The organism is Streptomyces sp. NPDC046303 (genome assembly GCF_055588085.1).
Window position 1 is genome coordinate 258,985 of sequence record NZ_JBVJFA010000005.1, and the last position, 22,011, is coordinate 280,995.

The window sequence follows — 22,011 nt, forward strand, 5'->3', positions numbered from 1 at the left end:
CACCCTCAGCCCGCCTCCGGCAGCCGTCCGACCGGCAGCCTGAGGGTGGTCACCGCACCCCCGTCGGGTGCGTTGGCGAAGGTCAGCTCGATCTCCAGCACGGCCGCCTGGCCGGCCACGATCGTCAGCCCGAGCCCGTGGCCCCGCCCGCGCCCCGGATCCCCGGTGCGGAACCGCCGGGGGCCCTGCTCGATCAGCTCGGGCGGATATCCGGGGCCGTGGTCGCGCACCACCACCACCGGCCCCTCCACCGTCACCTCGACCGGCGGCCGGCCGTGCTTGTGCGAGTTGACCAGCAGGTTGGCCAGGATCCGGTCCAGCCGGCGCCGGTCGGTGAGCACCTCCGCGTCCCGGACGACCCGGACCGTCGCCTCCCGCCCGCTCCCGGTGACCGCGCGCCGTACCGCCCGGCCCAGCTCGACCCGGGCGAGTTCGGCCCGTTCGACCCCCGAGTCCAGCCGGGAGATCTCCAGCAGGTCCTCGGTGAGCAGGTGCAGGGCCTTGAGCCGGTCGTTGATCATTTCCTTGGGGCGGCCCTCCGGCAGCAGCGCCGCCGCGGCCAGCGAGCCCGTCAGCGGGGTGCGCAGTTCGTGCGCGACGTCCGCGGTGAACCGCTTCTCCGCCTCCAGCCGGCCCTGGAGCGACCCGGCCATCGAGTCCAGCGCCTGCGCCACGTCCCGTACTTCGTCCCGGGAGCGGGCGGGCCGCCGGCCGTCCCCGGCCCCGTCGTCCCCGTCGCCGCCCCGGCCGCCGCTGCCGCCTCCGCCGCCGCTGCCGCCTCCGCCGCCTCGGCCGCCTCCGCCGTCGGCCGGGAAGCCGACCCGCGCGTCCAGGTCCCCGGAGCTGATCCGGCGGGCCACGGCGGCCGTGGTCACGAGCCGCCGGCTGATCCGCCCGGCGAGGAACAGGCCGGCCAGCGCGACCACCCCGGCCGCCAGACCTGCGGACGCGAGGATCGCCGCGTCGATGTCCCGCAGCCGGGCGCGGGTGCTCCCGTACGGGATCCAGATCGCGAGGGCGTGCTCGTCGGCCGGTCCGGCCGCCCACATGACGGGCTCGTCCCCCCGGCGGCCGACCATGCTGCCGGTGTGCCCGCGCGCGACCAGCTCGCGCAGCGGCTTCGGCAGGCCGGGCGGGTCCAGGGCGACGTCCACGTCGCCGTGGGACGTGCCGTACTCGTAGTGGCCGAGGGCGTGGTCCAGGTCCGCTTCCGCTTTCGTGCGGACCTCCCCGACGATCTGCCGGGCGACCACGTTGTGCACGAGGATCCCGAGCGCGGCGGCGACCATGCAGCACACGGCCGTGGTGGTCAGGGCGATCTTCCAGCGCAGGCTGCTCAGCGCGCGCATCGCGACCCGTCCCCGCCCAGCGGGAGGTCCGTGAGGGACGGGCACTCGTCGAGGGTGAGCTGCGACAGGTTCATGACCCCGGCCGCGGGGTCCCACTCGTAGTCGGAGACGGCCACGTACGCCGGGTTCGAGGTGGGCTCGCGCACGGCCAGGTGCTCGGCGGCGACCTCCACGCCCTCCAGCACCGCCCGCCGGGCCAGCACCCGGGTGATGGAGCCGTCGTCCCGGACGGTGTAGACGCGCAGTTCGCTGAGCCGGCCGTCGATGTCCAGGGCGGTAATCAGCTCTTCCCGGCCGTTGCCCGTGAGGTCGTGCAGCACGCCCGGGCGCACCGGGCAGTCGGGTCCGCCGTCCGCGGCCCCGGTGCAGAGCGCGAGCCGCTGCACCGCCCGGGGGTCGACGAGCCGGCCCGTCCCGCCGTCCTGTGCGGTGGCGGAGGTGATGTCGGCGCGTACGACGTCCAGCGCGTTCACACCGCGCATGCTCAGCGCGGCCGCCTTGGGGAGGCCGGGCACCACGGCGGCCGTCCCCGGCTGCTGGCCGGGGCCGGGCGGGGAGGGGCGGACGTCCTTCCACAGGCTCTTCGGGGCGTGCACCGTACCGAGGTCGCCCTGGCTGCGCAGTCCTTCCACATCGGCGCACCCGGCCGCGGCCGCCACGAGGACGGCGAGGACCGGTAGGGCCGGGGCGCGGTGCATGCCCCCAGGTTCTCCCGCCCGGTGGCTCCCGGCCTGGGCTCGGGGCCGTTCGGGGGAGCGGACGGGGCGATGCGGTGCGCGTCCTCCCGGCGGTCAGTCACCCGGACGGGCGAGGGCGCGGGCCGCCGCCACTTCCTGGCGGACCGGGGACAGGACTCCCGCCCCGTCGGCCGGCGGCTCCGCGTCGACCCGGACCGGGGTCGTACTGCTGCGGACGCGCTCCGCCAGTGCGTGCAACTGGCCCGCGAGCGCCTCCACCTCGGCCGACGCGGGCGGCTCGGCCCCGTGGTTGACGCGGACGCGGGCGGCGGTGGTCGCGTCCACGATGCGTTCGACGGCCACCACCAGGGGCCACCAGGCGGCGGCCCGGGGGCCCGTCGGCGGGGGCTCGGTCAGGGCGCGCTGGAACTCGCTGCGCACGTCCGACAGGTCCCGGTAGATCCGCCGCCTGGTCTGCAGGCGGGCGGTGCGCGCCGCCGCGCGCGCGGCCTCGTCCGGGACCGGCGCGAAGGCCCGCTCGAGGTACCGGGCGGCGTCGTCCACGGCGTCGGCCAGCCGGTCCCCGATCCGGGTGTGCCAGCTCTCGGGCCACAGCAGGTAGCCCGCGACGAGGGTGATGGCGCAGCCGATCAGGCTGTCCAGCAGGCGCGGCCGGATCAGGTCGAAGCCCTGGTGGTTGAGCTGGTCCGAGAGCAGCAGGATCACCGGGGTGATGGCGGCGGTCTGGAAGGCGTACCCCTTGGCCGAGAAGGCCGGGATCAGCGCGCCGAGCACCACCATCACCGGCACGTCCCACCAGCCGCGCGGTACCTCGGCCAGTACGGCGGCGGCGACGACCAGCCCGGCCGCGGTGCCCAGCGCGCGCAGCACGGCCCGCGAGAACACCGAGCCGAAGTCGGGCTTGAGGACGAAGGTGACCGTCAGCGCGACCCAGTAGGACCGCTCCACCTCGATGAGGGAGACCAGGCACTGGGCGAGCCCGATGCACAGGGCGAGGCGCAGTCCGTACCGCCAGGACGCTCCGGACAGCATCATGTCCCGCACCGCGCTCCGGACCCGGACCCGCAGGGCGGCGGGCCGCCCGAGCCGGTCGTCGACGCGCGGGGACCCCGCCGGGCCGCCACGGCCCGGGGAGGGGTCCGGTCCGGTGCGGTGCACGAGGGCCGCCGCGTGCCGCAGGGCCGAGTCGATGGCCCGGTCGGCCGGGGTGTGCGGGGCGGGCAGGTCGAGTACGGGGGATCCGGTGCGCTCCTCTTCGACGGCGTCGGCCAGCTCCCGTACGGCCGCCGGGATCCCGGGCGGCAGCGGACGGCCGCGCAGGTGGGCGGCGGGGGCGGCCTCCACCAGCGGGATGACCACGTTCAGCTGGGCCAGCATCCGCACCAGGGAGGGGCTGCGCCCGTGCACCCGGGCCCGGCGGCCCAGGACCAGGTCGTAGGCCTGGTTCAGGGCCTGGGTGAGCTGCTGGCGGCGCTCCTCGTACTCCGGGCCGCCCGCCGCCTCGAGGGTGTCGGCCAGCGCCCGGTAGGTGGCGGCGACGGCCGTGCGTTCGGGCCGGCGGCCGCGCAGCGGCCAGCCCAGCAGGGTCAGCGCGAGCACGAACAGCCCGCCCGCGCTCAGCAGCAGGGGGGCCGTCCACCAGGGCTGCGGCAGCGGCAGACCGGCGCCGATCACGGCGTTGAGCAGGAGCAGCAGACCGGAGACGGAGGCGATCGTGCCGATCGAGGAGATCATCCCGGAGATCAGGGCGACGAGGGTGAGGGCGCCGACGGCCAGCCAGCCGTGCCCGAAGACCAGGGTGCCCAGCGCCATGCCCACGGCGCCGAAGAGCTGCGGGACGCCGATGTTGAGGATCCGCATGCGGTAGGCGTCGGCGGTGTCGCCGATGACTCCGGACAGGGCGCCCATGGAGACGAGGGCGCCGTACTCGGGCTCGCCGAGGGCGAATCCGACGGCGAGCGGGGTGGCGAGCGCGGCACCCGCGCGTGCCACGGCGGCCCACGGGATGGGTGCGGTGCTCGGCCGGAGTCCGCCCAGCAGCCAGGAGGGCGGTGCCAGCGGATGGCTCCGGCCTCGCCCGGCCGCTATGTGTTCGGTGCGTTCGGTGCTCATTCCGCTTCCGTGCCGCCGCTTGCGAATCGGTTCTTCTGGGCTCTTCTGCGTCGTTCTGCGTGCGTTGGTACCTTCCGAGCTTATGGGGTGCGGCGCAGTCGGCCCGTCACCCAGGCGCCCAGCGCGGCGGCGAGCCCGACGGCCAGCACCACCCAGGCGGTGGTGCGCAGGAACGCGGTGAGGGCGTCGTAGACCGCTCCGGCGGCCTGCCGGTCGATGTCGGCCGGCAGGTCGTCCAGCGTGATCCGGCGGCAGACGCTCACGGCGATCCACAGCAGCGCGGCGCCCGCGGCGAGTCCCAGCCCGGTGGCCATCACGGCCCGGCGGCGGCGGACGGCGACCGCGATGGCCGCCGCGGCCAGCACCACGGTCAGCAGGGGGAGCCAGACGCCCGCGATCTGGAGCATGTGGAAACCCTTCCGGAGCGCACCGAGGTTGTCGTACTCCATGACCTTGACCGAGAGGCGGGTCACCGGGATGCGGTCGGCGAACGGCACGCCGTCGTCGACGAGTTCGGCCTTGACCTGGGCGATGACGGGCGCGAGGTCGATGGTGACGGCGTCGCCGTGGCCGGTGGTGAGCGCCTCGAGGAAGGCGGCGTGGGCCGCCCGGTTGGCCGCGTCCCAGGCGGTGCGGTAGGCCGGCGTGCCGGCGAAGGAGCCCAGGGCTTCGCCGAGCAGGGCGTCGACCCCGCTCTGGAAGGGGCCCGCGTCGATCTGGCCGGCGAGGGCGCGGGTGACCTGGGTGACGACGACGCCCTGGACGGCGGGGTTCCCCGCGAGCGGGGACATGGCGGCGGTGTAGCGGTCGGCGTTGCCCAGTTCGCGGTCGGCCCAGTACGCGACGGCGCTCGCGGGTACCAGGAGGGCCACGAGCGCGATCAGTACCGCCGACAGGATGGTGCGCACGTCACCAGGGAATGCCGGGGCGGGACCGGGCGCGAGCGGTGTTGCTGCGGGCGGGTGGCGCGGCGCCCTTGCGGGCCAACATTCTGGATATGTAATATCCAGGATATGAGGATGAGCGAGGGCGTCGAGTGGGCGCTGCACAGCTGCGTCAACCTGGCGTGGATCGGGCCGGACCGTGCCGTGCCGGCGGCGCGGCTGGCCGCGTGGCACGACCTGCCCGCCGCCTATCTGAACAAGCAGCTCCAGGCGCTGGCCCGGGCGGGCATCGTCACCTCCGTGTCCGGCCCCCGCGGCGGATTCCGGCTGGCCCGCCCGCTCGCCGCCATCTCGCTCATGGACGTGGTCGCCGCCGTCGAGGGACCCGAGGAGGCGTTCCGGTGCACGGAGATCCGCCGCCAGGGGCCCGGGCGTTCGGACCAGGGGGCCGCCGGTGCGCCCGGCTGCGCCATCGCGCACGCCATGTCCCGGGCCGAGCTGGCCTGGCGCACGGCCCTGGCGGCGCAGGACCTCGAGGAGGTCCGGCGGCAGGCCGAGCGGCAGGCCCCCGAGGCCCCGGAGCGGCTCCGCGCCTGGCTGGCCGCGCAGTAGTCACACCCCCCCGCACGTACGGACACGGAACCAGGGAGCTCGGCATGACGCGCAGCATCGTCAACCCCGCAGGACTGCACACCCCGACCGGCTACGGCTACAGCCACATCGTGTCCGCCCGCGGCGAGCAGGTGTTCATAGCCGGCCAGTACGGCTCCGACGAGAGCGGTCAGGTGGTCTCCGAGGACTTCGCCGACCAGGTGGCTCAGGCCTTCGCCAACCTCCGTACCGCTTTGGCAGCCGTCGGTCTCGGCCCCGCCGACGTGGTCCGCATCGGCACCTACGTCGTCGGTCACGACGAGGAGAAGCTGGCCGTCCTGCTCAAGGAGCTGCGGGCCACCTGGGGCACCGAGCTGCCCGCGCAGACCCTGATCGGGGTGGCCGCGCTCGCCCTGCCCGGCATGCTCTTCGAGATCGACGCCGTGGCGGTACGTGGTTGACGCGGTTGATCCACTTGCCGCTCGGGGGCGGCGGGTGTGCCCTGGAGGATGGGAGAGAGGAGCCCGTCATGGCACATGCGGCACCCACCGTCCACCGGCGGCACCACATCCGACGGACGGCGGACTCGGACCACCTCGCCAAGAACGCCCTCACGCGCGCCCTGCTCATGGGACTCGTCTACGGAGTCTGGGCCGCTTTCCTCCAGCGCCAGATGGGCCCGGTGGACGCGGGCAACGTGTTCTACGGAATCCTGTGCGGCGCGCTGTTCGCCGCCGTCATGTTCGGCCTCAACCGGGTCGGCCCCCGGCTGAAGCGCGAGGCGCACGCCGCCGCGTACGGCGTCTTCGCGGGCGTCGCCGTGGGCTACCTGCACAGCCTCACCGGCTCCAGCGTGCTCAGCGCCGCCGTGATCGGCCTGTTCTCCGGCCTGGGCGTCGGAGGGGTGGCGTTCTACCGCTACTACACGCGCGAGGACTGAGTCCCACGGCTCCCGCCGGCCACGCCATCGAGACCGCCGGCCTCGTCAAGGTCTTCGGGGACACCCGGGCCGTCGACGGGGTGGACCTCGCCGTGCCGGAGGGAACCGTCTACGGGGTCCTCGGCCCCAACGGGGCCGGCAAGACCACCGTGGTGAAGGTGCTGGCCACCCTGCTGCGCCCGGACGGCGGGGAGGCCCGCGTCTTCGGCAAGGACGTCACCCGCGAACCGGACGCCGTGCGCAGCCGGGTCAGCCTCACCGGCCAGTACGCCTCCGTCGACGAGGACCTGACCGGTACGGAGAACCTGGTGCTGCTCGCACGGCTGCTGGGGCATTCCCGGCCCGCCTCCCGGGAGCGCGCCGCCCAGCTGCTGGAGGCCTTCGGGCTCTCGGCCGCGGCCGGCCGCCAGGTCAAGCAGTACTCCGGCGGGATGCGGCGCCGCATCGACATCGCCGCCTCCATCCTCAACACCCCCGACCTGCTCTTCCTCGACGAGCCGACCACCGGCCTCGACCCGCGCAGCCGCAACCAGGTCTGGGAGATCGTGCGGGCCGTCGTCGCGCAGGGCACCACGGTCCTGCTCACCACCCAGTACCTCGACGAGGCCGATCACCTGGCCTCCCGGATCGCCGTCATCGACCACGGCAAGGTGATCGCCGAGGGCACGAAGGGCGAGCTGAAGGCCTCGGTCGGCTCGGGCAGCGTGCACGTCCGCCTGCGGGATGCGGCCCAACGGGACGAAGCCGTGCGCCTGCTGGCCGCCGTACTCGACGAGTCCGTCACGCCGGATCCGGATCCGGTCGCGCTGACCGCCCGCGTCGACGACGCCCGGTCCGCCGCCGCGGCCCTGGCCGAGCTGGCCCGGGCCGGGATCGTCGTCGACACCTTCGCGCTGGGCCAGCCCAGCCTGGACGAGGTCTTCCTCGCGCTCACCGACGACAAGGGGGTGACGACATGAGCGTCGAGACCGACGAGACCGGGGCCGACGGGACCGGGGCCGACGGGACCGGCATCAACGGGTCCGCCGGGTCCGCCGGGAGCGCCGGAACGGTCACCTCGGAGCTGGAGTTCGTCGCCCCGCGCGCCGATCAGCTCGCCGCCCTCCTGGTCTCCGGCCGCCGCCCGCCCCGCCCGAGCGCGCTCGCGACCTCGCTGACCTTCGGCTGGCGGGCCGTCCTGAAGATCAAGCACGTGCCCGAGCAACTCTTCGACGTGACCGCCTTCCCGATCATGATGGTGCTGATGTACACGTACCTCTTCGGTGGTGCGCTGGCCGGCTCCCCGGGGACGTACATCCAGACCCTGCTGCCCGGCATCCTCGTCATGTCGATCGTGATGATCACGATGTACACGGGGGTCTCCGTCAACACCGACATCGAGAAGGGCGTCTTCGACCGCTTCCGCACGCTCCCCATCTGGCGGCCCTCGACGATGGTCGGCTACCTGCTCGGCGACATGCTGCGCTACACGATCGCGTCCGCCGTGATGCTGGCCGTCGGCCTGATCCTGGACTTCCGTCCGGCGGGCGGGGCCATGGGGGTGCTGGCCGGCGTGGCGCTGCTGATCGTCTTCTCCTTCGCCTTCTCGTGGGTGTGGACGATGTTCGGGCTGCTGCTGCGCAGCGAGAAGTCCGTCATGGGCGTGAGCATGATGGTGCTGTTCCCGCTCACGTTCCTCAGCAACATCTTCGTGGACCCGAGGACGATGCCGGGCTGGCTGCAGGCCTTCGTCAACAACAGCCCGGTCACCCACCTGACCACCGCGGTGCGCGGTCTGATGGCGGGGGAGTGGCCGGCGACCGAGATCGCCTGGTCGCTGGGGTGGGCGGGCCTCCTGGTCCTGGTCTTCGGGCCCGTCACGATGCGGCTCTACAACCGCACGTAGCCGTCCCCCGGTCCTTTCGCAGGATCGGGGGGGGGTGGGCCCGGTTCCCGTGCCCGTGGTCGAACCTCACGTGACCACGCTCCGCTGCCGAGGGGCGCGGGAACCGGTGCTCCTCCATCCGGCGCGGCAGGTCTACGCGGAGGAGTCCGCGGGGGCGGTCTGCTGCGGTTCCCTCTCCGGTTCGGGGGACGGGGCCGGGGTCTTGTGCGCAGCGGCCGGGTCGGCGCTCTGGCGTACCGGCGGCGTGAACCGGGCGGCCTCGGCGCGGAGCATGGCGTTCAGGGCGGCGTAGGCGTCGATGGGCATGGCGGAACCTCACGGTGTTGGGGGGTGTGTGGGGGACTGTGTCGCTGGGGGCCTCGGCCCGCTCAGCAGCGCAGGACCACACTCCGCACCGTCCGCGCGGACAGGGCCGGTTGCGCCGGCTGGGCCGTCCGCCGCACGGGCGCCGCCACGGGGGGCTGGTCCGGCTCGTGTTTCACGTGAAACACCGGCAGCGGGGTGCGCCGTACGCCGGGCACCGCGCGCGACAGCGACCGTACGGCGGCCCGCGCCTCGGGTTCGGCGGCCGGATCGGACTGTCCCTCGGTGGGCTCCGCGGGGGCGGTGGACGCGGGCCGGGACTCGGCGACCGTCGCCGCGGCCGGACCTGCGCCGAACACGCACAGCAGCACGACGCAGGCCGCCGTCAGGACCTTGGTCAGGGCCCTGGTCACGGCGGCGCGCACGTGCCGACTCCCGCTCATGCGAGGGGTGTGCCCCGACACGCCGGGCGGCTCCCGGCCGGGTCCCCAGAAGCCCCCGACCGGCGGAACGAAGTGCCCCGCACGGATGACGGAGGGGGACCGGTCAGCGGCCCCTGCGCTGGCCCGTCAGCCGGGCCAGCGCGGCGGTGTCCCCGCCGGCCAGCCGCAGGTGGGAGCGCCCCGCACGGTCCCGGTCCGCAGGGACGCCGGAGCCGCCGGACCCGCCGGACCCGCCGGGGAGGAGCCGGACCACGGTGAACACGGCGGTCCGGCCGTCGGCGCGGGTGATCTCGACGGTGCGGCCCCGCTGCAGCCCGGAGAGGTCCAGGCCCGCTCCGCCGACCACGGCGGTGCCGGCCGACCCGGGCGCCGGACCGTCGGCCTGCCAGAAGACTCCGCCACGAGCGCCGGTCCCACCGGCGCCGCCGGCGCCGTCGGGCCCGCCGGTCAGCGGTACGTCGATGCCCAGGCTCGGCACGCGCAGCCGCACCGGCCGTGCGGCCGGCAGCGCTTCCGTGACCGGCCGCAACGGGCCCGCGGCCGTCCTCGGCGCACGTGCGCCGTGCGCGGGAAGGTGCTCACCGGAGTACTCCCGCTGCCGGGCCAGGCGCCGGTGGTCGGACAGTCCCAGCGCCCGCGAGGGCAGGGCGTCGTCGGTGTTCGCGGCCGCGGGGCCGGCGCCCTCGGTGCGCTGCAGCACACCGATCCCGGTGGCCAGCAGAACCACCGTCAGCGCGGCGACGACCGACTTGGCGCGGGGCATGCGGGTCCCTCCGGTCCGGCTCGGGCGGCCGGGTCATATGAGCAGTGGATACCTCCTCTGCCCTCCGGCACCCGGTGAAACACGGGAGACTGACGGAACGTCACGGGCGTGTCGCCGCGCGATGCGGCCGTTTTCCCAGCTGGGACACGGTCGGGCCGCCCCCGCCCCGGGTGGGGCGTCGTACGCCCGAACGGGTGAGTCAGGTCGTCACCAGAGTCGCCGTCGCCACGCCCATCAGCACCGCGGCGAGGTGGACCGCCGGGTGGCCGTAGTCCCCGGACCACAGGTGCCGCGCCAGGCCGCCCAGCGCGGCCAGGGCCGCGATCACACCGAGCTGGCCGAACAGGGTGACGGCCGTGAAGGGGGCCAGGAGCAGCAGGAAGGAGTTCAGCCAGAAGGGGGCGGCGCCCGTCCAGCCCCGCCACTCCCTGATCGCCGTCGGCATGAACTACCGGCCCCCTCGCCCACTCGTCGTCAACTCACCGGCTGAACAGCCTCGTTGCGTACGGCGATCGGCACAAGGGTCCGTTTCGGCTACCGAACCGGAACCACGGCTGGAACTCGTCCACCCCAGCGAACGGCCCGGACCCCGCGGAGCGGTCCGGGCCGAACGGAGCGGTAAGCGGAAGGGGTTACGCGACGATCCAGTCGGAGGTCGCGATCACCGGCTGGACGCCGTCGCGGTGGACGGTTCCCTCGATGAGGCCGTACATCCGGTCCGCCGCGAAATAGACCTCGTTGTCGTTCTTGAGGCCGAAGGGCTCCAGGTCCACGAGGAAGTGGTGCTTGTTGGGGAGGTTCAGGCGCACCTCGTTGACCTTGGGGCAGCTGTCGAGGACGAGCTCGGCCATCTGGTTCAGGGTCTGCTGCAGCGAGTACGAGTACGTCTCCGCGAAGGCTTCCAGCATGTTCTTGCGGACCTTCTTGTACGACTGGTCCCAGTCGTACGAGGCGTCGTCGGCCGCCAGCGCCGAGTGCGCCCAGCGCGCGGTGACCTTGGTCGCCAGGATGCGGTCGTACGCCTCCTGGAGGGTCGTGTACTTGTCCTTGATGTAGCCGTGGAACTCGGAGTTGGTCGAGTTCATCACGGTCAGGTCCTTCAGGCCCGAGATGACCTGCAGCCCGGTCGTCTCGCTGTACGTGATCTGCGCGGTGCGCACCTCCTGGCCCTTGCGGACGAAGGAGTGCTGCTCCTTGCGCGTCGGGACCGGAATGCGGTCCCACGCGTACTCCTCGATGCGGATCTGCGCTTCGCGGATCGGCGACTGGGAGGAGACGAAGTGCTTGGCGAGCAGGATGCCGAAGGCCTCGGGGGAGTCGATCCCGTGTTCCTTGCCGAAGGCGTACACCGTGTTCTTGGTGGTGTCGGTGGGCAGGCAGTTGGCGTTGTCGCCGGTCAGGTGGACGTCGCGGAACTCGCCGCGCAGCGCGACCGACACGTTCAGGTCGCGGATCTCGTGCCACGAGCCGTCGCTGCCCTTGCGGGTGACCTTGACGATGCGGTTCTCGGCCTTGCCGTACTGGTTCTGCGCGAGGACGTGCTTGCTCATGCCTGTCTTCCTTCGGGTACACGGAGTCCGGTTGAGGGGATCCCGTACGCCCGGCGTCCAGCGGTCGGCCCGCTCCCCGCCGTTCGGTCACGGAGGACCGCCCCGGGACTGACGTGCATCCCGGTCCGTAGGTGCTCTTTCGGATTTCAGCACGTTCACGGGCCGTTCGTAATGGCGCGGATCCTCCGAGAGCGGCACCCACGGATTGGGCGACCGTACGTCCGTGCAGGTCAGGCGGTGTGAGCGTCGGCGACCGACAGGGCTTCGCCGAGGATCGCCAGGCCCTTGGCCACGTCCTCGGGCGAGATGGTGCACGGCGGCGCGACGTGGATGCGGTTGCCGGCGATCAGCGGCCAGAGCCCGCCCTTCTTGCAGGCGGCCCCGAAGGCGGCCATCGGCGCGTTGTCCGCCCCGGAGGCGTTGTAGGGCACCAGCGGCTCGCGCGTCGCCCTGTCCCGTACGAGTTCCAGGGCCCAGAAGGTGCCGAGCCCGCGGACCTCCCCGACCGAGGGGTGCCGCTCGGCGAGCGCGCGCAGCCCGGGGCCGAGCAGCTCGGTGCCGGTGCGGGCGGACCGCTCGACGACGCCCTCCTCCTCCATGACGTTGATCGTGGCGACGGCGGCAGCGCAGGCCAGCACGTGCCCGGAGTACGTCAGCCCGCCCGGGTAGGGCCGGCGGGCGAAGGTCTCGGCGATGGCGGCCGAGATGGCGACCCCGCCGAGCGGCACGTATCCGCTGGTCACGCCCTTGGCGAAGCACAGCAGGTCGGGGACGACGTCCCAGTGCTCGGCGGCGAACCACCGGCCGGTGCGCCCGAAGCCGACCATGATCTCGTCGAGGATGAGGACGATGCCGTAGCGGTCGCAGAGCGCGCGCACGCCGGGCAGGTAGCCGGCCGGGGGCACCAGGACGCCCGGGGCGCCGCCGACGGTCTCCAGGATGATCGCGGCGATGGACTGCGGGCCCTCGAAGACGATGGTGTCCTCGAGGTGGCGCAGGGCCCGCTCGCACTCCTCGGCCTCGGTGGCCGCGTAGAAGGGCGAACGGTAGGCGAAGGGGCCCCAGAAGTGCACGACGCCGGCGGTCGCGGTGTCGTTGCCGAAGCGCCGGGCGTCACCGGTCAGGTTGATCGCGGTGGAGGTGGCGCCGTGGTACGAGCGGTACGCGGACAGCACCTTGGGCCGGCCGGTGTGCAGCCGGGCCATGCGGACGGCGTTCTCGACGGCCTCGGCCCCGGCGTTGGTGAAGAAGATCTTGTCGAGGTCGCCCGGGGTGCGCTCGGCGATCAGCCGCGCCGCTTCGGAGCGGACGTCCACGGCGAAACCGGGCGCGACCGTGCAGAGCCGCGCCGCCTGCTCCTGGATGGCCGCGGCGACCTTCGGGTGCTGGTACCCGATGTTCGTGTAGACGAGGGCACTGGAGAAGTCGAGGAACCGGTTGCCGTCGTAGTCCCAGAAGTAGGAGCCCTCGGCCCCGGCGACGGCGAGCGGGTCGATGAGCTCCTGCGCCGACCAGGAGTGGAAGACGTGTTTCCGGTCGGCGTCCTTCACAGCGTCCTTGACGGCGTCCTTCGCGGCGGCGAGGTCGTGGGCTTCTGCATTCATGAAACGAGAGTAGTTGTCCACGATGTGGAATCGGGGGCGGCTGCGGCTCCGGGCCGCTCAGACCACGTGCCGGCCGCCGTCGACGGTCAGGACGTCCCCCGTCGTGTAGGCGGCGTTCACCAGGTAGAGCGCGGCCTCGGCCACGTCCTCGGGGGTGCCGACCCGGCGCAGCGGGGTGTTCTCGGTGATCCATTCCCGCGAGCTCTCCCAGACCTGTTCGGCGCCCTCGTACCAGGGGGTGTCGATGAGGCCGGGGGCGATGGCGTTGACCCGGACGGCCGGGCCGAGCTGGGAGGCGAGCAGGCGGGTCATGTGGTTCACCGCCGCCTTGCTGACGGCGTACGGCACGGAGCTGCCCAGCGCCCGGGTGGCGGAGACCGAGGAGATGTTGACGACCGAGCCCGCCCCGGAGGCGCGCAGGTGGGGGGCGGCGGCGGTGACCATCTGCCAGGCGCCGATCACGTTGACGTCGAAGATCTCGCGCCAGGCGTCGGCGTCCGCGGCCTCCAGGTCGTCCAGGGGGATGAACCGGGTGACGCCCGCGTTGTTGACCAGGATGTCGAGCCGTCCGTGGGCGTCGACGGCGCTCTGCACGATCCGCCGGGCATCCGCCGCGTCGGCGACGTCGCCGCGCACGTACACGGCGCCCGGCAGCTCTGCGGCCAGCGCCTTTCCGGCGCTCTCGCTGCGGGCCGAGTTGACGACGACGCGGATGCCCTCCGCGCTCAGCCTGCGGGCGACGGCTGCGCCGATCCCGGAAGAGGATCCGGTGATCAGGGCGACGCGGCTCTCGGTCATGCGTGCCTCCTGGGTTCCGCTGGTTTCCGGGTCGAGCAGAGGGAATCCTAGGTTATCGCATGACGGAATCTGTTTTCCGAGATGTGAAATTTGAGAGGAGGTCGGGGGTTGCCGGCCGCCCTAGGATTGACAGCCCCGGGTAGGGGTACATGCGGCGCGGAGAGGCGCGGAGAACGGAGGCCCTGTGGCCGAGCAGACGCGGAGGCTCGTTCTCGGCGGCGCCACGACCGGAGTCGTGGGCCGGTGCCGCGACTTCACGCGCAAGGCGCTGGCCGACTGGGCCTGGCCGGGCGAGGCGGAGTCCGTGGAGGACGTGCTGCTCCTGGTCTCCGAGGTGGTCACCAACGCCTGCCTGCACGGGGGCGGCCCGCGGGAGCTGGTCCTGCGGCACACCTCGGAGCGGCTGCGCGTGGAGGTCAGCGACGACAGCGGCGAGCCCCCGAGGCGCCGGCCGCCCGGCGACCGCGCCCTGCCCGGCGGACACGGGCTGATCGTGCTGGAACGGCTCGCGCGCAGCTGGGGCTGGGTCCCGTCGGAGGACGGCCGGCCGGGCAAGACCGTCTGGCTGGAGGTCCCGGCCCGCGGACGGCTCCAGGACCCGCCCCGGCCGGCCCGCTAGCCGGCATCGCGCAGCGGCCGGGATAGCGCAGCCGGCCGGGATCGCGCACTAGGCCGCGGAGACTTCCTCGTCCGCCTCGCCGTCCGCCTCGTCCGGGTCGGTGAGCAGCCCGGTGCGCAGCCGCTCCAGGGTGCGGGTCAGCAGGCGGGACACGTGCATCTGGGACAGGCCCAGCCGGTCGCCGATCTCGGATTGCGTCAGCTCCTGCCCGAACCGCAGGGAGAGCAGGATGCGCTCGCGCTCGGGCAGGCAGGCCAGCATCGGCTTGAGCGATTCCAGGCATTCGATGCGGTCGTACGCCGGCTCCTCCTCGCCGAGGGACGGCCGGTCGGCGCCGGGGTCCCGGTCTCCCTCCTCCTGGGCGGGCGCGTCCAGGGAGCGCACGGAGTACGCGGACGCGGCCTTGCGGCCCTCCGCCAGCTCCTCGGGCGTCACGTGCAGCTGTCCGGCGAGCTCGGAGTCCGTGGGCTCCCGGCCGAGCTCCTGCTCCAGGGCGTCGTGCGCCTTGGCCGCGTCGATCCGCAGCTCCTGGAGCCTGCGCGGAACCTTGACGGCCCAGCTGGTGTCCCGGAAGAACCGCTTGATCTCCCCGGTGATCGTCGGCAGGGCGAAGGAGGTGAACTCCACCCCCCGCTCCGGGTCGAACCGGTTGATGGCCTTGATCAGGCCGACCGTCCCGACCTGGACGATGTCCTCCATCGGCTCGCTGCGGCCGCGGAACCGCCGGGCGGCGTACTTCACCAGGCTGAGGTTCAGCTCGACGAGGGTGTTGCGGACGTAACTGAACTCCGCGCTGCCCTCCTCCAGCTCGGCCAGCCGCCGGAACAGGGACACGGACAGTGCCCTGGCCTCGTGGGTGGCGACGTCTGTGAGGTCTGTACGGTGCATGGCGCTGCGCTCCTCGGACGGGCGGCCCCGGTGGTTGCCGGGGTGCGTCGTCGCGCTGTTCGGCGCTGTCTCACGTTCCAGTCTCAGGGGATATACCCGTCCGAACCAACGCGTACCCCACCAGAACGCCCGCCTGCGGCCAGGTGCGCGCCGCCGGGCACGGCCTGGCCGGCGCGGCCGGGAAGGCGGCCCGCGCCTATTTGTCGGAGTAGCTGAAGTCGCCGACGGTCCAGGCGCTGACGTCCTTGACGGCGATGCGGTACATGCCGCCGGTCTCGGGGATGCCCAGGGTGCCCTGGAGGATGCGCGCCACGTGGAAGTGCAGGTGCGAGGGGCGGCCCATGGGCCCGGAGGTTCTGAAGACCTCGGCGAACCGGGTCAGCTGGTCGGAGTCCTGGAGGACCTCGGCGACGCGCTGGCGCCAGACGCTCTCGGGGGCGAGACGGCCGGTGATGACGGCGCCGTGGACCACGACGGTCAGGGACATCTGATTGGTTTGCTCCGACTCGACCATGGCAGCGAGATCGATGAGCAGGTCGTCAGGGGTCGACATGGGCGGGACTCTAGCAAGCCGCCGGGGTCCGCACCCCCATGGTGCGGACCCCGGCAGTGATGCGTGGGCGTCGGCCGGCGTCAGGCGGGAACGATGTTCTCGGCCTGCGGGCCCTTCTGGCCCTGCGTGACGTCGAAGGTGACCTTCTGGCCTTCCTGGAGCTCACGGAAGCCGGAGGAGGAGATGTTCGAGTAGTGGGCGAACACGTCGGCGCCGCCGCCCTCCTGCTCGATGAAGCCGAAGCCCTTTTCTGCGTTGAACCACTTCACGGTGCCGGATGCCATATTGATTCTCCTTTGGGGCAGTGCCCGGAAACGCCCCGCCGGAAAGCTCACCGGTACATCGGAAGTATTTCGGGAACCACAACTTCAATTGAGGGAACCGTAACACAGGGGCTGTGGTGGGCAGGTAATTTCCATTCCTCGTCGACGGGAACCGGTAATCGTACGGGAAAGTCATATAAGCGAATTCGCGTTTATCGGCTCCTGACCCCGATATCCGCGCGGCTCCACGTGCCGGGCCCCTCGTCCGTCCCCCGCCTCCACCTGCCAGGCGGCCGGCCACCCGAACAGCCCCAGGCCGGCCACGAGCGTGACGACGGTGCGGGGCTGCGTTGCCCTCCATGGCTTCAGGAGAACGGCCCGCAGCCCCAGGCGATACGCGGCGCCATGCCGCGGACCGTGGTGGACGGGTGACACCCCGGCGCGGGCGGAGGCTTCGGCATTGCGGGCCGCCCGCGCGGCCCCCAGGATGGGCGCGACCCGTCCCCCTCCGCAGTCAGGAGCTGTTTCCCATGCTGGAGCGCAAGCTGCGCAAGGACCGCACCGAAGTCACGTTCGTCCTTCCGGCGGACACGCCGCCCGGACCGGTGAGCGTGGTCGGCGACTTCAACGACTGGCAGCCCGGAACGCACACCCTGAGGCCGCGCAAGGACGGGAAGCGGGCCGTCACGGTCGAGCTGCCGAGCGAGAGCGCGCATTCCTTCCGGTACCTGGCCGCCGGCGACTACTGGTTCAACGACGAGAGCGCCGGCGACCAGGACGGCCCCAACAGCCGCCTGCACACGTGAGGGCGCCGTGACGGCCGGTCCGGTCCGGCGCCTGGTCGTCCTGCGGCACGCCAAGTCCGCCTGGCCGCCGGACGTGCCCGACGCCGAGCGGCCCCTCGGCCCGCGCGGCCTGCGCGACGCCCCGGCCGCCGGCCGCCGGCTGCGCGAGGCGGGCCCCGTACCCGACCGGGTCCTGTGCTCGCCCGCCCGCCGCACCCGCCAGACCTGGGACCTGGTCGCGGCCGAGTCCGGGATCACGACCCCGGTGACGTACGAGGAACGCCTCTACGGGGCGAGCGCCGAGGAGCTGCTGGACCTCGTACGGGAGACCCCCGCGCAGGTGCGGACGCTGCTGCTGGTCGGGCACAACCCGGGCGCGCAGGAGCTGGTGCTGCTGCTCGCCGGCGAGGGCGACGCCCAGGCGCTGGAGCAGGCCCGTACGAAGTTCCCCACGTCGGCGATCGCCGTGCTGGAGGTGCCCGGCCCCTGGGCCTCCCTCGCGGCGGGCGCCGCCCGGCTGACCGAGCTCGCCGTGCCCCGGGGCGCCAAGCCCTGACGGCGGCGGGAAGGGGGGCGTGGTCGGGCGGTCGCTACTCGCCGATGCGCACCAGCGCGAGGGTGATGTTGTCCGGCCCCCCGGCTTCGATGGCCGCCTTCCACAGCTCGAAGGCGGCCTTCCCGTCGTCGTGCACCCGCAGCACGTCGTCGATGGCCTCGTCGGGCACCGGGTCGGTCAGCCCGTCGCTGCACAGCAGGTAGCGGTCGCCCAGGGACAGCGCGACGTCCGCCAGGTGGGGAGTGATCGCGCTGTGCCCGCGGCTGCCGCCGAGCACCTGGGTGACGGCCGACGTGGTGCGGTGCCCCGGCGCCGGCGGCGGGCTGTCGTCCACGCTGAGCTGGCGCAGCCCGTCCGCGGTCGCCCGGAACACCTTGCTGTCGCCCACGTTGAAGGCCAGCAGCGACTCCTCCAGTACGAGCGTGCCGGCGACCGTGGTGCCCATGGAGGTCAGGTCCGGACGGCCCTCGGCGGCCGCGTACACCGCGCGGTTGCAGACCTCGAGCGCCTCGCGGACGGCCTGGTCCCCGTCCAGCGTGGGGCCCAGCACGGAGAGCTCGCGGACGACCAGCTCACTGGCCACCTCGCCGGCCGGCTGCCCGCCGAGCCCGTCGGCGACCGCGACGACGAGCGGTCTGCCGAGGGGGAACACGAGCGTCTGGGGGCTCTCCGTCGAGGTCCCGCACAGCGTCCACGGTCCGATGACCAGGCTGTCCTCGTTGTGATCGCGGACGAGCCCGGGATGGCTCAGTGCGGTCACGGCTATGTACGGCACCTCGACGCCCCGCCTCTCCGCCCTCGGCCCTCGGCTCTCCGCAACGGCAGACGCTGTCTTCCCCACCATTGTCACGCCGCTCGGCGTGCGGCGCGTGACCTGCCGGAGCAGGCTGGTCCTGGGGCTCGAGGAAAGGACTGCGGCAGATGTTCGCGAGGCTGAGCACCTACCAGGGATCACCGGTTCCCGCGGAGGGGGACCTGAGCGCCCATTCGGAGGAGATCGTCCGACAGGTCCAGGACCTCCCCGGCTTCCGGGGCGTGTACTACCTCGTCGACCGCGCCTCGGGCAAGGCGACCTCGCTGACCCTCTGGGAGGACGAGCGGACCATGCGGGAGAGCGAGGAGCGGGCCGCCGAGATCCGCGAGGAGACGGCCCGCCGCGAGGGCCAGCAGATCGTCTCGGTCGAACGCTTCGAGGTCGGCTTCAGCCAGCTGCGGCCGTAGGGCCGTGCCGCCATGCCCCGCCGCGAGGCCGTACGGCAGCTGCTCGAGGAGTACGGGCAGACACACGCGGAGGAGGCGGGAATCCGGCTCCGGAACACCCCGGCGCCGCTCTACCGGCTGCTGACGCTGTGCGTCCTGTTCGCCGTGCGCATCAAGGCCGACATCGCGGTGGCCGCGGCCCGGGAGCTCTTCGCGGCCGGACTGCGCACGCCCCGGGCCATGGCCGCGGCCGACTTGCAGGACCTGGTGGACGCGCTGGGACGGGCCCACTACGTCCGCTACGACGAGAGCACGGCCACCGCACTCGGCGACGGGGCCCGGTTCCTGCTCGACCGCTACCGCGGAGACCTGCGGCGGCTGCGCGAGGAGGCCGCCGGGGACCCGGAGCGGATCCGCGAGCTGCTTCGCGAGATTCCGAGGATCGGCCCGGTCGGAGCGGACATCTTCTGCCGTGAGGCGCAGGGCCTGTGGCCCGAACTGCGCCCGTCCTTCGACCGCCGGGCCCGCCGCGCCGCCGCCGGCCTGGGCCTGCCGGCCTCACCGGCAGAGCTGGCCGGCCTCGTCGGCGCCGACGACCTCCCGAGACTGGCGGCGGCCCTGGTCCGCGCCGACCTCGCCCGGCCGTCCGCCTCCGCACGTACGAAGCAACGGGAGTCCCGATGACGAACACGAAGCCCACCCCGCAGACCCCTCCCTTCCCGCCGGACCCGTACGGGCATCCCCGCCCCGCACGCCCCGCGCACCCCTTCCCGCCGGACCCCCACGCCCCGCGGCCGACCCGCGAACCCACCCCGCCCGCCACGCCGCCCCCTTCCCCGACGGAGCCGCCGACGCCGTCCGAACCGCCGCCGGACCGCTCCATGTGATCTGGCACACACGCTGTCACAACGACCGGCCCTGCGGTGTCTTCAGGTCGAACCCCTGGAGACCGAGGAGACACCGTGAGCGAGTACACCGGAAACACCGGACACGCCGGACGCACCGGACACGCCGTGCACACCGAGGTCGTCGTGATCGGCGGCGGGTACGCCGGCGTCATGGCCGCCAACCGGCTGACGCAGCGCGCGGACGTGAACGTGACCCTGGTCAACCCGCGCCCGTCCTTCGTCGAGCGGATCCGCCTGCACCAGCTGGTGGGCGGGTCCCATGACGCGGTCGTCGACTACCGCAAGGTCCTGGCCGAGGGCGTCGGCCTGGTGGTCGACACCGTCACCCGGATCGACGCGGCCGGGCGCAGCGTGACACTGGCGGCCGGCGGCACCGTCGGCTACGACTACCTGGTCTACGCGGTCGGCAGCGGCAGCGCCGACCCGGGCGTCCCCGGAGCGGCCGAGTACGCCTACCCGATCGCCGGCCTGGAGGAGGCGCAGCGGCTGCGCCCGGTCCTCGACGCCGCGCCCGCGACGGCCCCGGTGACGGTGGTCGGAGGCGGCCTGACCGGCATCGAGGTCGCCGCCGAACTGGCCGAGCAGGGCCGCGCCGTGACCCTGGTGTGCGGCGGGGCGCTCGGCCCGTCCCTGCACCCGCGGGGCCGCCGCCGGGTGGCCGAGCGGCTCGCGGACCTCGCCGTGACCGTGCTCGAAGGGCCCGACGCGCAGGTGACGGCCGTGACGCGGGACGCCGTGCGGCTCGGCGGCGGCCGCGAGCTGCGGAGCGCGGTGACGATCTGGACCGCCGGATTCGGCGTGCCGGACCTGGCCGCCCGCAGCGGTCTGAGCACCGACGCCCTGGGCCGCCTGCTCACCGACGAGACGCTGACCAGCGTGGACGACCCGCGCATCGTCGCGGCCGGGGATTCGGCGGCGCCGTCCGACCTGCCGTTCCGGATGAGCTGCCAGGCCGCGGTCCAGCTGGGCCCGCAGGCCGCCGAGACGGTGCTCAGCCGGCTCGCCGGTGCGCAGCCCGCGCCCGTCCAGGTGGGGTTCGTCAGCCAGTGCCTCAGCCTTGGCCGTCGCGGCGGCATCCTCCAGCTCACCGCCAAGGACGACAGCGCGAAGAAGTTCTCCTTCGGCGGCCGCCCGGCCGCGACGGTCAAGGAGTTCATCTGCAAGGGCATCCCCTGGCAGCTGGCGTACGAGGCGCGCAAGCCCGGCGCCCGGAAGTGGTGGGCCAAGGACGCCACGCGCGCGCAGCTCCTGCGGGCCCGGCGCGACGGGGCTTCGGCCCTTGAGGAGGTCCGGGCATGACCGGCCCGGCCGCGGACCCGGCCACCGGCCCGGCCGCGGACCCGGCCACCGGCCCGGCCGCGGACCTCGCGACCGACAGCTTCGTGGCGCACCGCAACCTGCTCTTCACCGTCGCCTACGAGATGCTCGGCTCGGCGGCCGACGCGGAGGACGTCCTGCAGGAGACCTGGCTGCGGTGGGTCGGGGTCGACCTGGACCAGGTACGCGACGAGCGCGCCTACCTGGTCCGGATCACCACCCGCCAGTCGCTCAACCGGCTGCGCGCCATGACCCGCCGCAAGGAGTCGTACGTCGGCCCCTGGCTGCCCGAGCCGCTGCTCACGGCGCCGGACGTGGCCCAGGACGTGGAGCTCGCCGAAAGCGTGTCGATGGCGCTGATGCTCGTCCTCGAGACGCTGTCGCCGACCGAGCGCGCCGTGTTCGTGCTGCGGGAGGTCTTCGACCTCGGCTACGAGGAGATCGCGGCCGCCGTCGACAAGAGCAACGCGGCCGTCCGCCAGATCGCGCACCGCGCCCGCCGGCACGTCGATGCCCGCCGCCCCCGCGAGGTCGCCTCCCCGGCCGAGACCCGGGCGGCCCTGGAGTCGTTCCAGCGCGCGCTCGCCACCGGCGACCTCCAGGCCCTGCTCGACGTGCTCGCCCCCGAGGTCGTCCTGCTGAGCGACGGCGGCGGCATCAAACAGGCCGCGCGGCACCCGGTGTCGGGCGCCGGCAAGGTGGCCCGTTTCATGGTCGGCGGCCTCGGCAAGAACGACCGCCCGCTCACGGTCGGCCCGACCACGGTCAACGGCAGCCCGGCCCTCGTCGTCCACCTGGACGGGGAACTGGACGGCATCATGGCGATCCGCGTCGAAGCCGCCCGCATCACGGGCCTCTACTACGTCCGCAACCCCCACAAACTGACCCGCGCCGCATCGGAAACCCCCCTCACCCTGCGCTGAACGCGGGCCGGCGGGGCGAGGCGCGTGCCCGGGCGGGGCCGCAGGGCGCCGTGCCCGCAGCCCCGCCCGGGCGTCGGGG

At 73.4% G+C, this 22,011-nt stretch carries 28 protein-coding genes; 13 read left to right on the forward strand and 15 right to left on the reverse strand.

Annotation, left to right across the window (positions count from 1 at the left end; translation table 11 throughout):
* Positions 1–5: 5 nt before the first annotated feature.
* The 4 genes from ACZ6I1_RS07790 to ACZ6I1_RS07805 form a co-directional block, all read right to left on the reverse strand.
* Positions 6–1,349, reverse strand: a complete 1,344-nt coding sequence (locus ACZ6I1_RS07790) for a sensor histidine kinase (RefSeq protein ID WP_469284301.1) — start codon at positions 1,347–1,349, stop codon at positions 6–8.
* Entirely contained in the window at positions 1,337–2,047 is a 711-nt protein-coding gene (locus ACZ6I1_RS07795; protein WP_469284304.1) for a hypothetical protein, read from the reverse strand. Before ACZ6I1_RS07795 ends, ACZ6I1_RS07790 begins: the two co-directional genes overlap by 13 nt.
* Positions 2,048–2,140: 93 nt before the next feature.
* The gene (locus ACZ6I1_RS07800) at positions 2,141–4,159 is read right to left on the reverse strand and encodes an FUSC family protein (protein ID WP_469284307.1); all 2,019 of its coding nucleotides are present in this window, start codon (positions 4,157–4,159) and stop codon (positions 2,141–2,143) included.
* An 80-nt stretch (positions 4,160–4,239) separates the two neighbouring features.
* Entirely contained in the window at positions 4,240–5,067 is an 828-nt protein-coding gene (locus tag ACZ6I1_RS07805) for a hypothetical protein (RefSeq protein ID WP_469284310.1), read from the reverse strand.
* Positions 5,068–5,178: 111 nt separating this feature from the next.
* Here ACZ6I1_RS07805 and ACZ6I1_RS07810 point away from each other — a divergent pair, with 111 nt between their 5' ends.
* From ACZ6I1_RS07810 to ACZ6I1_RS07830, 5 genes are all read left to right on the forward strand, one after another.
* Positions 5,179–5,655: an RrF2 family transcriptional regulator gene (locus ACZ6I1_RS07810; protein ID WP_469284314.1), complete on the forward strand. Its 477-nt coding sequence runs from the start codon at positions 5,179–5,181 to the stop codon at positions 5,653–5,655.
* Between the two features lie 44 nt (positions 5,656–5,699).
* Positions 5,700–6,095: a RidA family protein gene (locus ACZ6I1_RS07815; protein ID WP_469284317.1), complete on the forward strand. Its 396-nt coding sequence runs from the start codon at positions 5,700–5,702 to the stop codon at positions 6,093–6,095.
* A 68-nt stretch (positions 6,096–6,163) separates the two neighbouring features.
* Positions 6,164–6,574, forward strand: coding sequence for a hypothetical protein (locus ACZ6I1_RS07820; RefSeq protein WP_469284319.1), 411 nt, complete (start codon positions 6,164–6,166; stop codon positions 6,572–6,574).
* Positions 6,571–7,533, forward strand: a complete 963-nt coding sequence (locus ACZ6I1_RS07825) for an ATP-binding cassette domain-containing protein (RefSeq protein ID WP_469284408.1) — start codon at positions 6,571–6,573, stop codon at positions 7,531–7,533. Before ACZ6I1_RS07820 ends, ACZ6I1_RS07825 begins: the two co-directional genes overlap by 4 nt.
* Positions 7,530–8,459: an ABC transporter permease gene (locus tag ACZ6I1_RS07830; protein ID WP_469284322.1), complete on the forward strand. Its 930-nt coding sequence runs from the start codon at positions 7,530–7,532 to the stop codon at positions 8,457–8,459. The genes ACZ6I1_RS07825 and ACZ6I1_RS07830 overlap by 4 nt, the downstream gene beginning before the upstream one ends.
* A gap of 132 nt (positions 8,460–8,591) precedes the next feature.
* On the opposite strand, the gene ACZ6I1_RS07835 is transcribed toward ACZ6I1_RS07830, so the two are convergent.
* From ACZ6I1_RS07835 to ACZ6I1_RS07865, 7 genes are all read right to left on the reverse strand, one after another.
* Complete coding sequence (locus ACZ6I1_RS07835) at positions 8,592–8,765, reverse strand: hypothetical protein (RefSeq protein WP_469284324.1); 174 nt, start codon at positions 8,763–8,765, stop codon at positions 8,592–8,594.
* 62 nt (positions 8,766–8,827) lie between these two features.
* Entirely contained in the window at positions 8,828–9,205 is a 378-nt protein-coding gene (locus tag ACZ6I1_RS07840; protein WP_469284326.1) for a hypothetical protein, read from the reverse strand.
* A gap of 103 nt (positions 9,206–9,308) precedes the next feature.
* Positions 9,309–9,968: a class F sortase gene (locus ACZ6I1_RS07845; RefSeq protein ID WP_469284327.1), complete on the reverse strand. Its 660-nt coding sequence runs from the start codon at positions 9,966–9,968 to the stop codon at positions 9,309–9,311.
* A gap of 199 nt (positions 9,969–10,167) precedes the next feature.
* Positions 10,168–10,413, reverse strand: a complete 246-nt coding sequence (locus ACZ6I1_RS07850) for a hypothetical protein (RefSeq protein WP_069920976.1) — start codon at positions 10,411–10,413, stop codon at positions 10,168–10,170.
* 187 nt (positions 10,414–10,600) lie between these two features.
* On the reverse strand, positions 10,601–11,518 hold the full coding sequence (gene pucL / locus ACZ6I1_RS07855; protein ID WP_469284329.1) for a factor-independent urate hydroxylase: 918 nt from the start codon (positions 11,516–11,518) through the stop codon (positions 10,601–10,603).
* 230 nt (positions 11,519–11,748) lie between these two features.
* Complete coding sequence (locus ACZ6I1_RS07860) at positions 11,749–13,122, reverse strand: aminotransferase class III-fold pyridoxal phosphate-dependent enzyme (RefSeq protein ID WP_469284331.1); 1,374 nt, start codon at positions 13,120–13,122, stop codon at positions 11,749–11,751.
* A 57-nt stretch (positions 13,123–13,179) separates the two neighbouring features.
* Complete coding sequence (locus ACZ6I1_RS07865; protein ID WP_469284333.1) at positions 13,180–13,920, reverse strand: SDR family NAD(P)-dependent oxidoreductase; 741 nt, start codon at positions 13,918–13,920, stop codon at positions 13,180–13,182.
* Between the two features lie 184 nt (positions 13,921–14,104).
* Between ACZ6I1_RS07865 and ACZ6I1_RS07870 the strand changes: the two genes are divergently transcribed.
* Positions 14,105–14,539, forward strand: coding sequence for an ATP-binding protein (locus tag ACZ6I1_RS07870; protein WP_469284335.1), 435 nt, complete (start codon positions 14,105–14,107; stop codon positions 14,537–14,539).
* A gap of 48 nt (positions 14,540–14,587) precedes the next feature.
* Here ACZ6I1_RS07870 and ACZ6I1_RS07875 read toward each other — a convergent pair whose 3' ends face one another.
* From ACZ6I1_RS07875 to ACZ6I1_RS07885, 3 genes are all read right to left on the reverse strand, one after another.
* Positions 14,588–15,427 (reverse strand): SigB/SigF/SigG family RNA polymerase sigma factor, encoded by an 840-nt coding sequence (locus ACZ6I1_RS07875; RefSeq protein WP_469284337.1) that lies wholly within the window; start codon positions 15,425–15,427, stop codon positions 14,588–14,590.
* Between the two features lie 196 nt (positions 15,428–15,623).
* On the reverse strand, positions 15,624–15,980 hold the full coding sequence (locus ACZ6I1_RS07880) for a hypothetical protein (protein ID WP_469284339.1): 357 nt from the start codon (positions 15,978–15,980) through the stop codon (positions 15,624–15,626).
* A gap of 80 nt (positions 15,981–16,060) precedes the next feature.
* Positions 16,061–16,264: a cold-shock protein gene (locus ACZ6I1_RS07885; protein WP_469284341.1), complete on the reverse strand. Its 204-nt coding sequence runs from the start codon at positions 16,262–16,264 to the stop codon at positions 16,061–16,063.
* A 509-nt stretch (positions 16,265–16,773) separates the two neighbouring features.
* On the opposite strand from ACZ6I1_RS07885, the gene ACZ6I1_RS07890 reads away from it, so the two are divergent.
* Complete coding sequence (locus ACZ6I1_RS07890; protein ID WP_469284343.1) at positions 16,774–17,049, forward strand: isoamylase early set domain-containing protein; 276 nt, start codon at positions 16,774–16,776, stop codon at positions 17,047–17,049.
* 7 nt (positions 17,050–17,056) lie between these two features.
* Positions 17,057–17,584, forward strand: coding sequence for a SixA phosphatase family protein (locus tag ACZ6I1_RS07895; RefSeq protein ID WP_469284344.1), 528 nt, complete (start codon positions 17,057–17,059; stop codon positions 17,582–17,584).
* A gap of 34 nt (positions 17,585–17,618) precedes the next feature.
* Here ACZ6I1_RS07895 and ACZ6I1_RS07900 read toward each other — a convergent pair whose 3' ends face one another.
* The gene (locus ACZ6I1_RS07900) at positions 17,619–18,359 is read right to left on the reverse strand and encodes a PP2C family protein-serine/threonine phosphatase (protein WP_469284345.1); all 741 of its coding nucleotides are present in this window, start codon (positions 18,357–18,359) and stop codon (positions 17,619–17,621) included.
* 146 nt (positions 18,360–18,505) lie between these two features.
* Between ACZ6I1_RS07900 and ACZ6I1_RS07905 the strand changes: the two genes are divergently transcribed.
* The 5 genes from ACZ6I1_RS07905 to ACZ6I1_RS07925 all read left to right on the forward strand — a co-directional run bounded on the left by ACZ6I1_RS07905 (position 18,506) and on the right by ACZ6I1_RS07925 (position 21,932).
* Positions 18,506–18,805: a hypothetical protein gene (locus ACZ6I1_RS07905; RefSeq protein WP_469284347.1), complete on the forward strand. Its 300-nt coding sequence runs from the start codon at positions 18,506–18,508 to the stop codon at positions 18,803–18,805.
* 12 nt (positions 18,806–18,817) lie between these two features.
* A complete protein-coding gene (locus tag ACZ6I1_RS07910; RefSeq protein WP_469284349.1) occupies positions 18,818–19,468 on the forward strand; it encodes an endonuclease in 651 nt (216 codons plus the stop codon).
* Positions 19,465–19,671: a hypothetical protein gene (locus tag ACZ6I1_RS07915; RefSeq protein WP_469284351.1), complete on the forward strand. Its 207-nt coding sequence runs from the start codon at positions 19,465–19,467 to the stop codon at positions 19,669–19,671. Before ACZ6I1_RS07910 ends, ACZ6I1_RS07915 begins: the two co-directional genes overlap by 4 nt.
* Positions 19,672–19,842: 171 nt before the next feature.
* Positions 19,843–20,991 (forward strand): NAD(P)/FAD-dependent oxidoreductase, encoded by a 1,149-nt coding sequence (locus ACZ6I1_RS07920; protein WP_469284409.1) that lies wholly within the window; start codon positions 19,843–19,845, stop codon positions 20,989–20,991.
* On the forward strand, positions 20,988–21,932 hold the full coding sequence (locus tag ACZ6I1_RS07925; protein WP_469284353.1) for an RNA polymerase sigma-70 factor: 945 nt from the start codon (positions 20,988–20,990) through the stop codon (positions 21,930–21,932). Before ACZ6I1_RS07920 ends, ACZ6I1_RS07925 begins: the two co-directional genes overlap by 4 nt.
* The last annotated feature ends 79 nt before the right edge of the window (positions 21,933–22,011 follow it).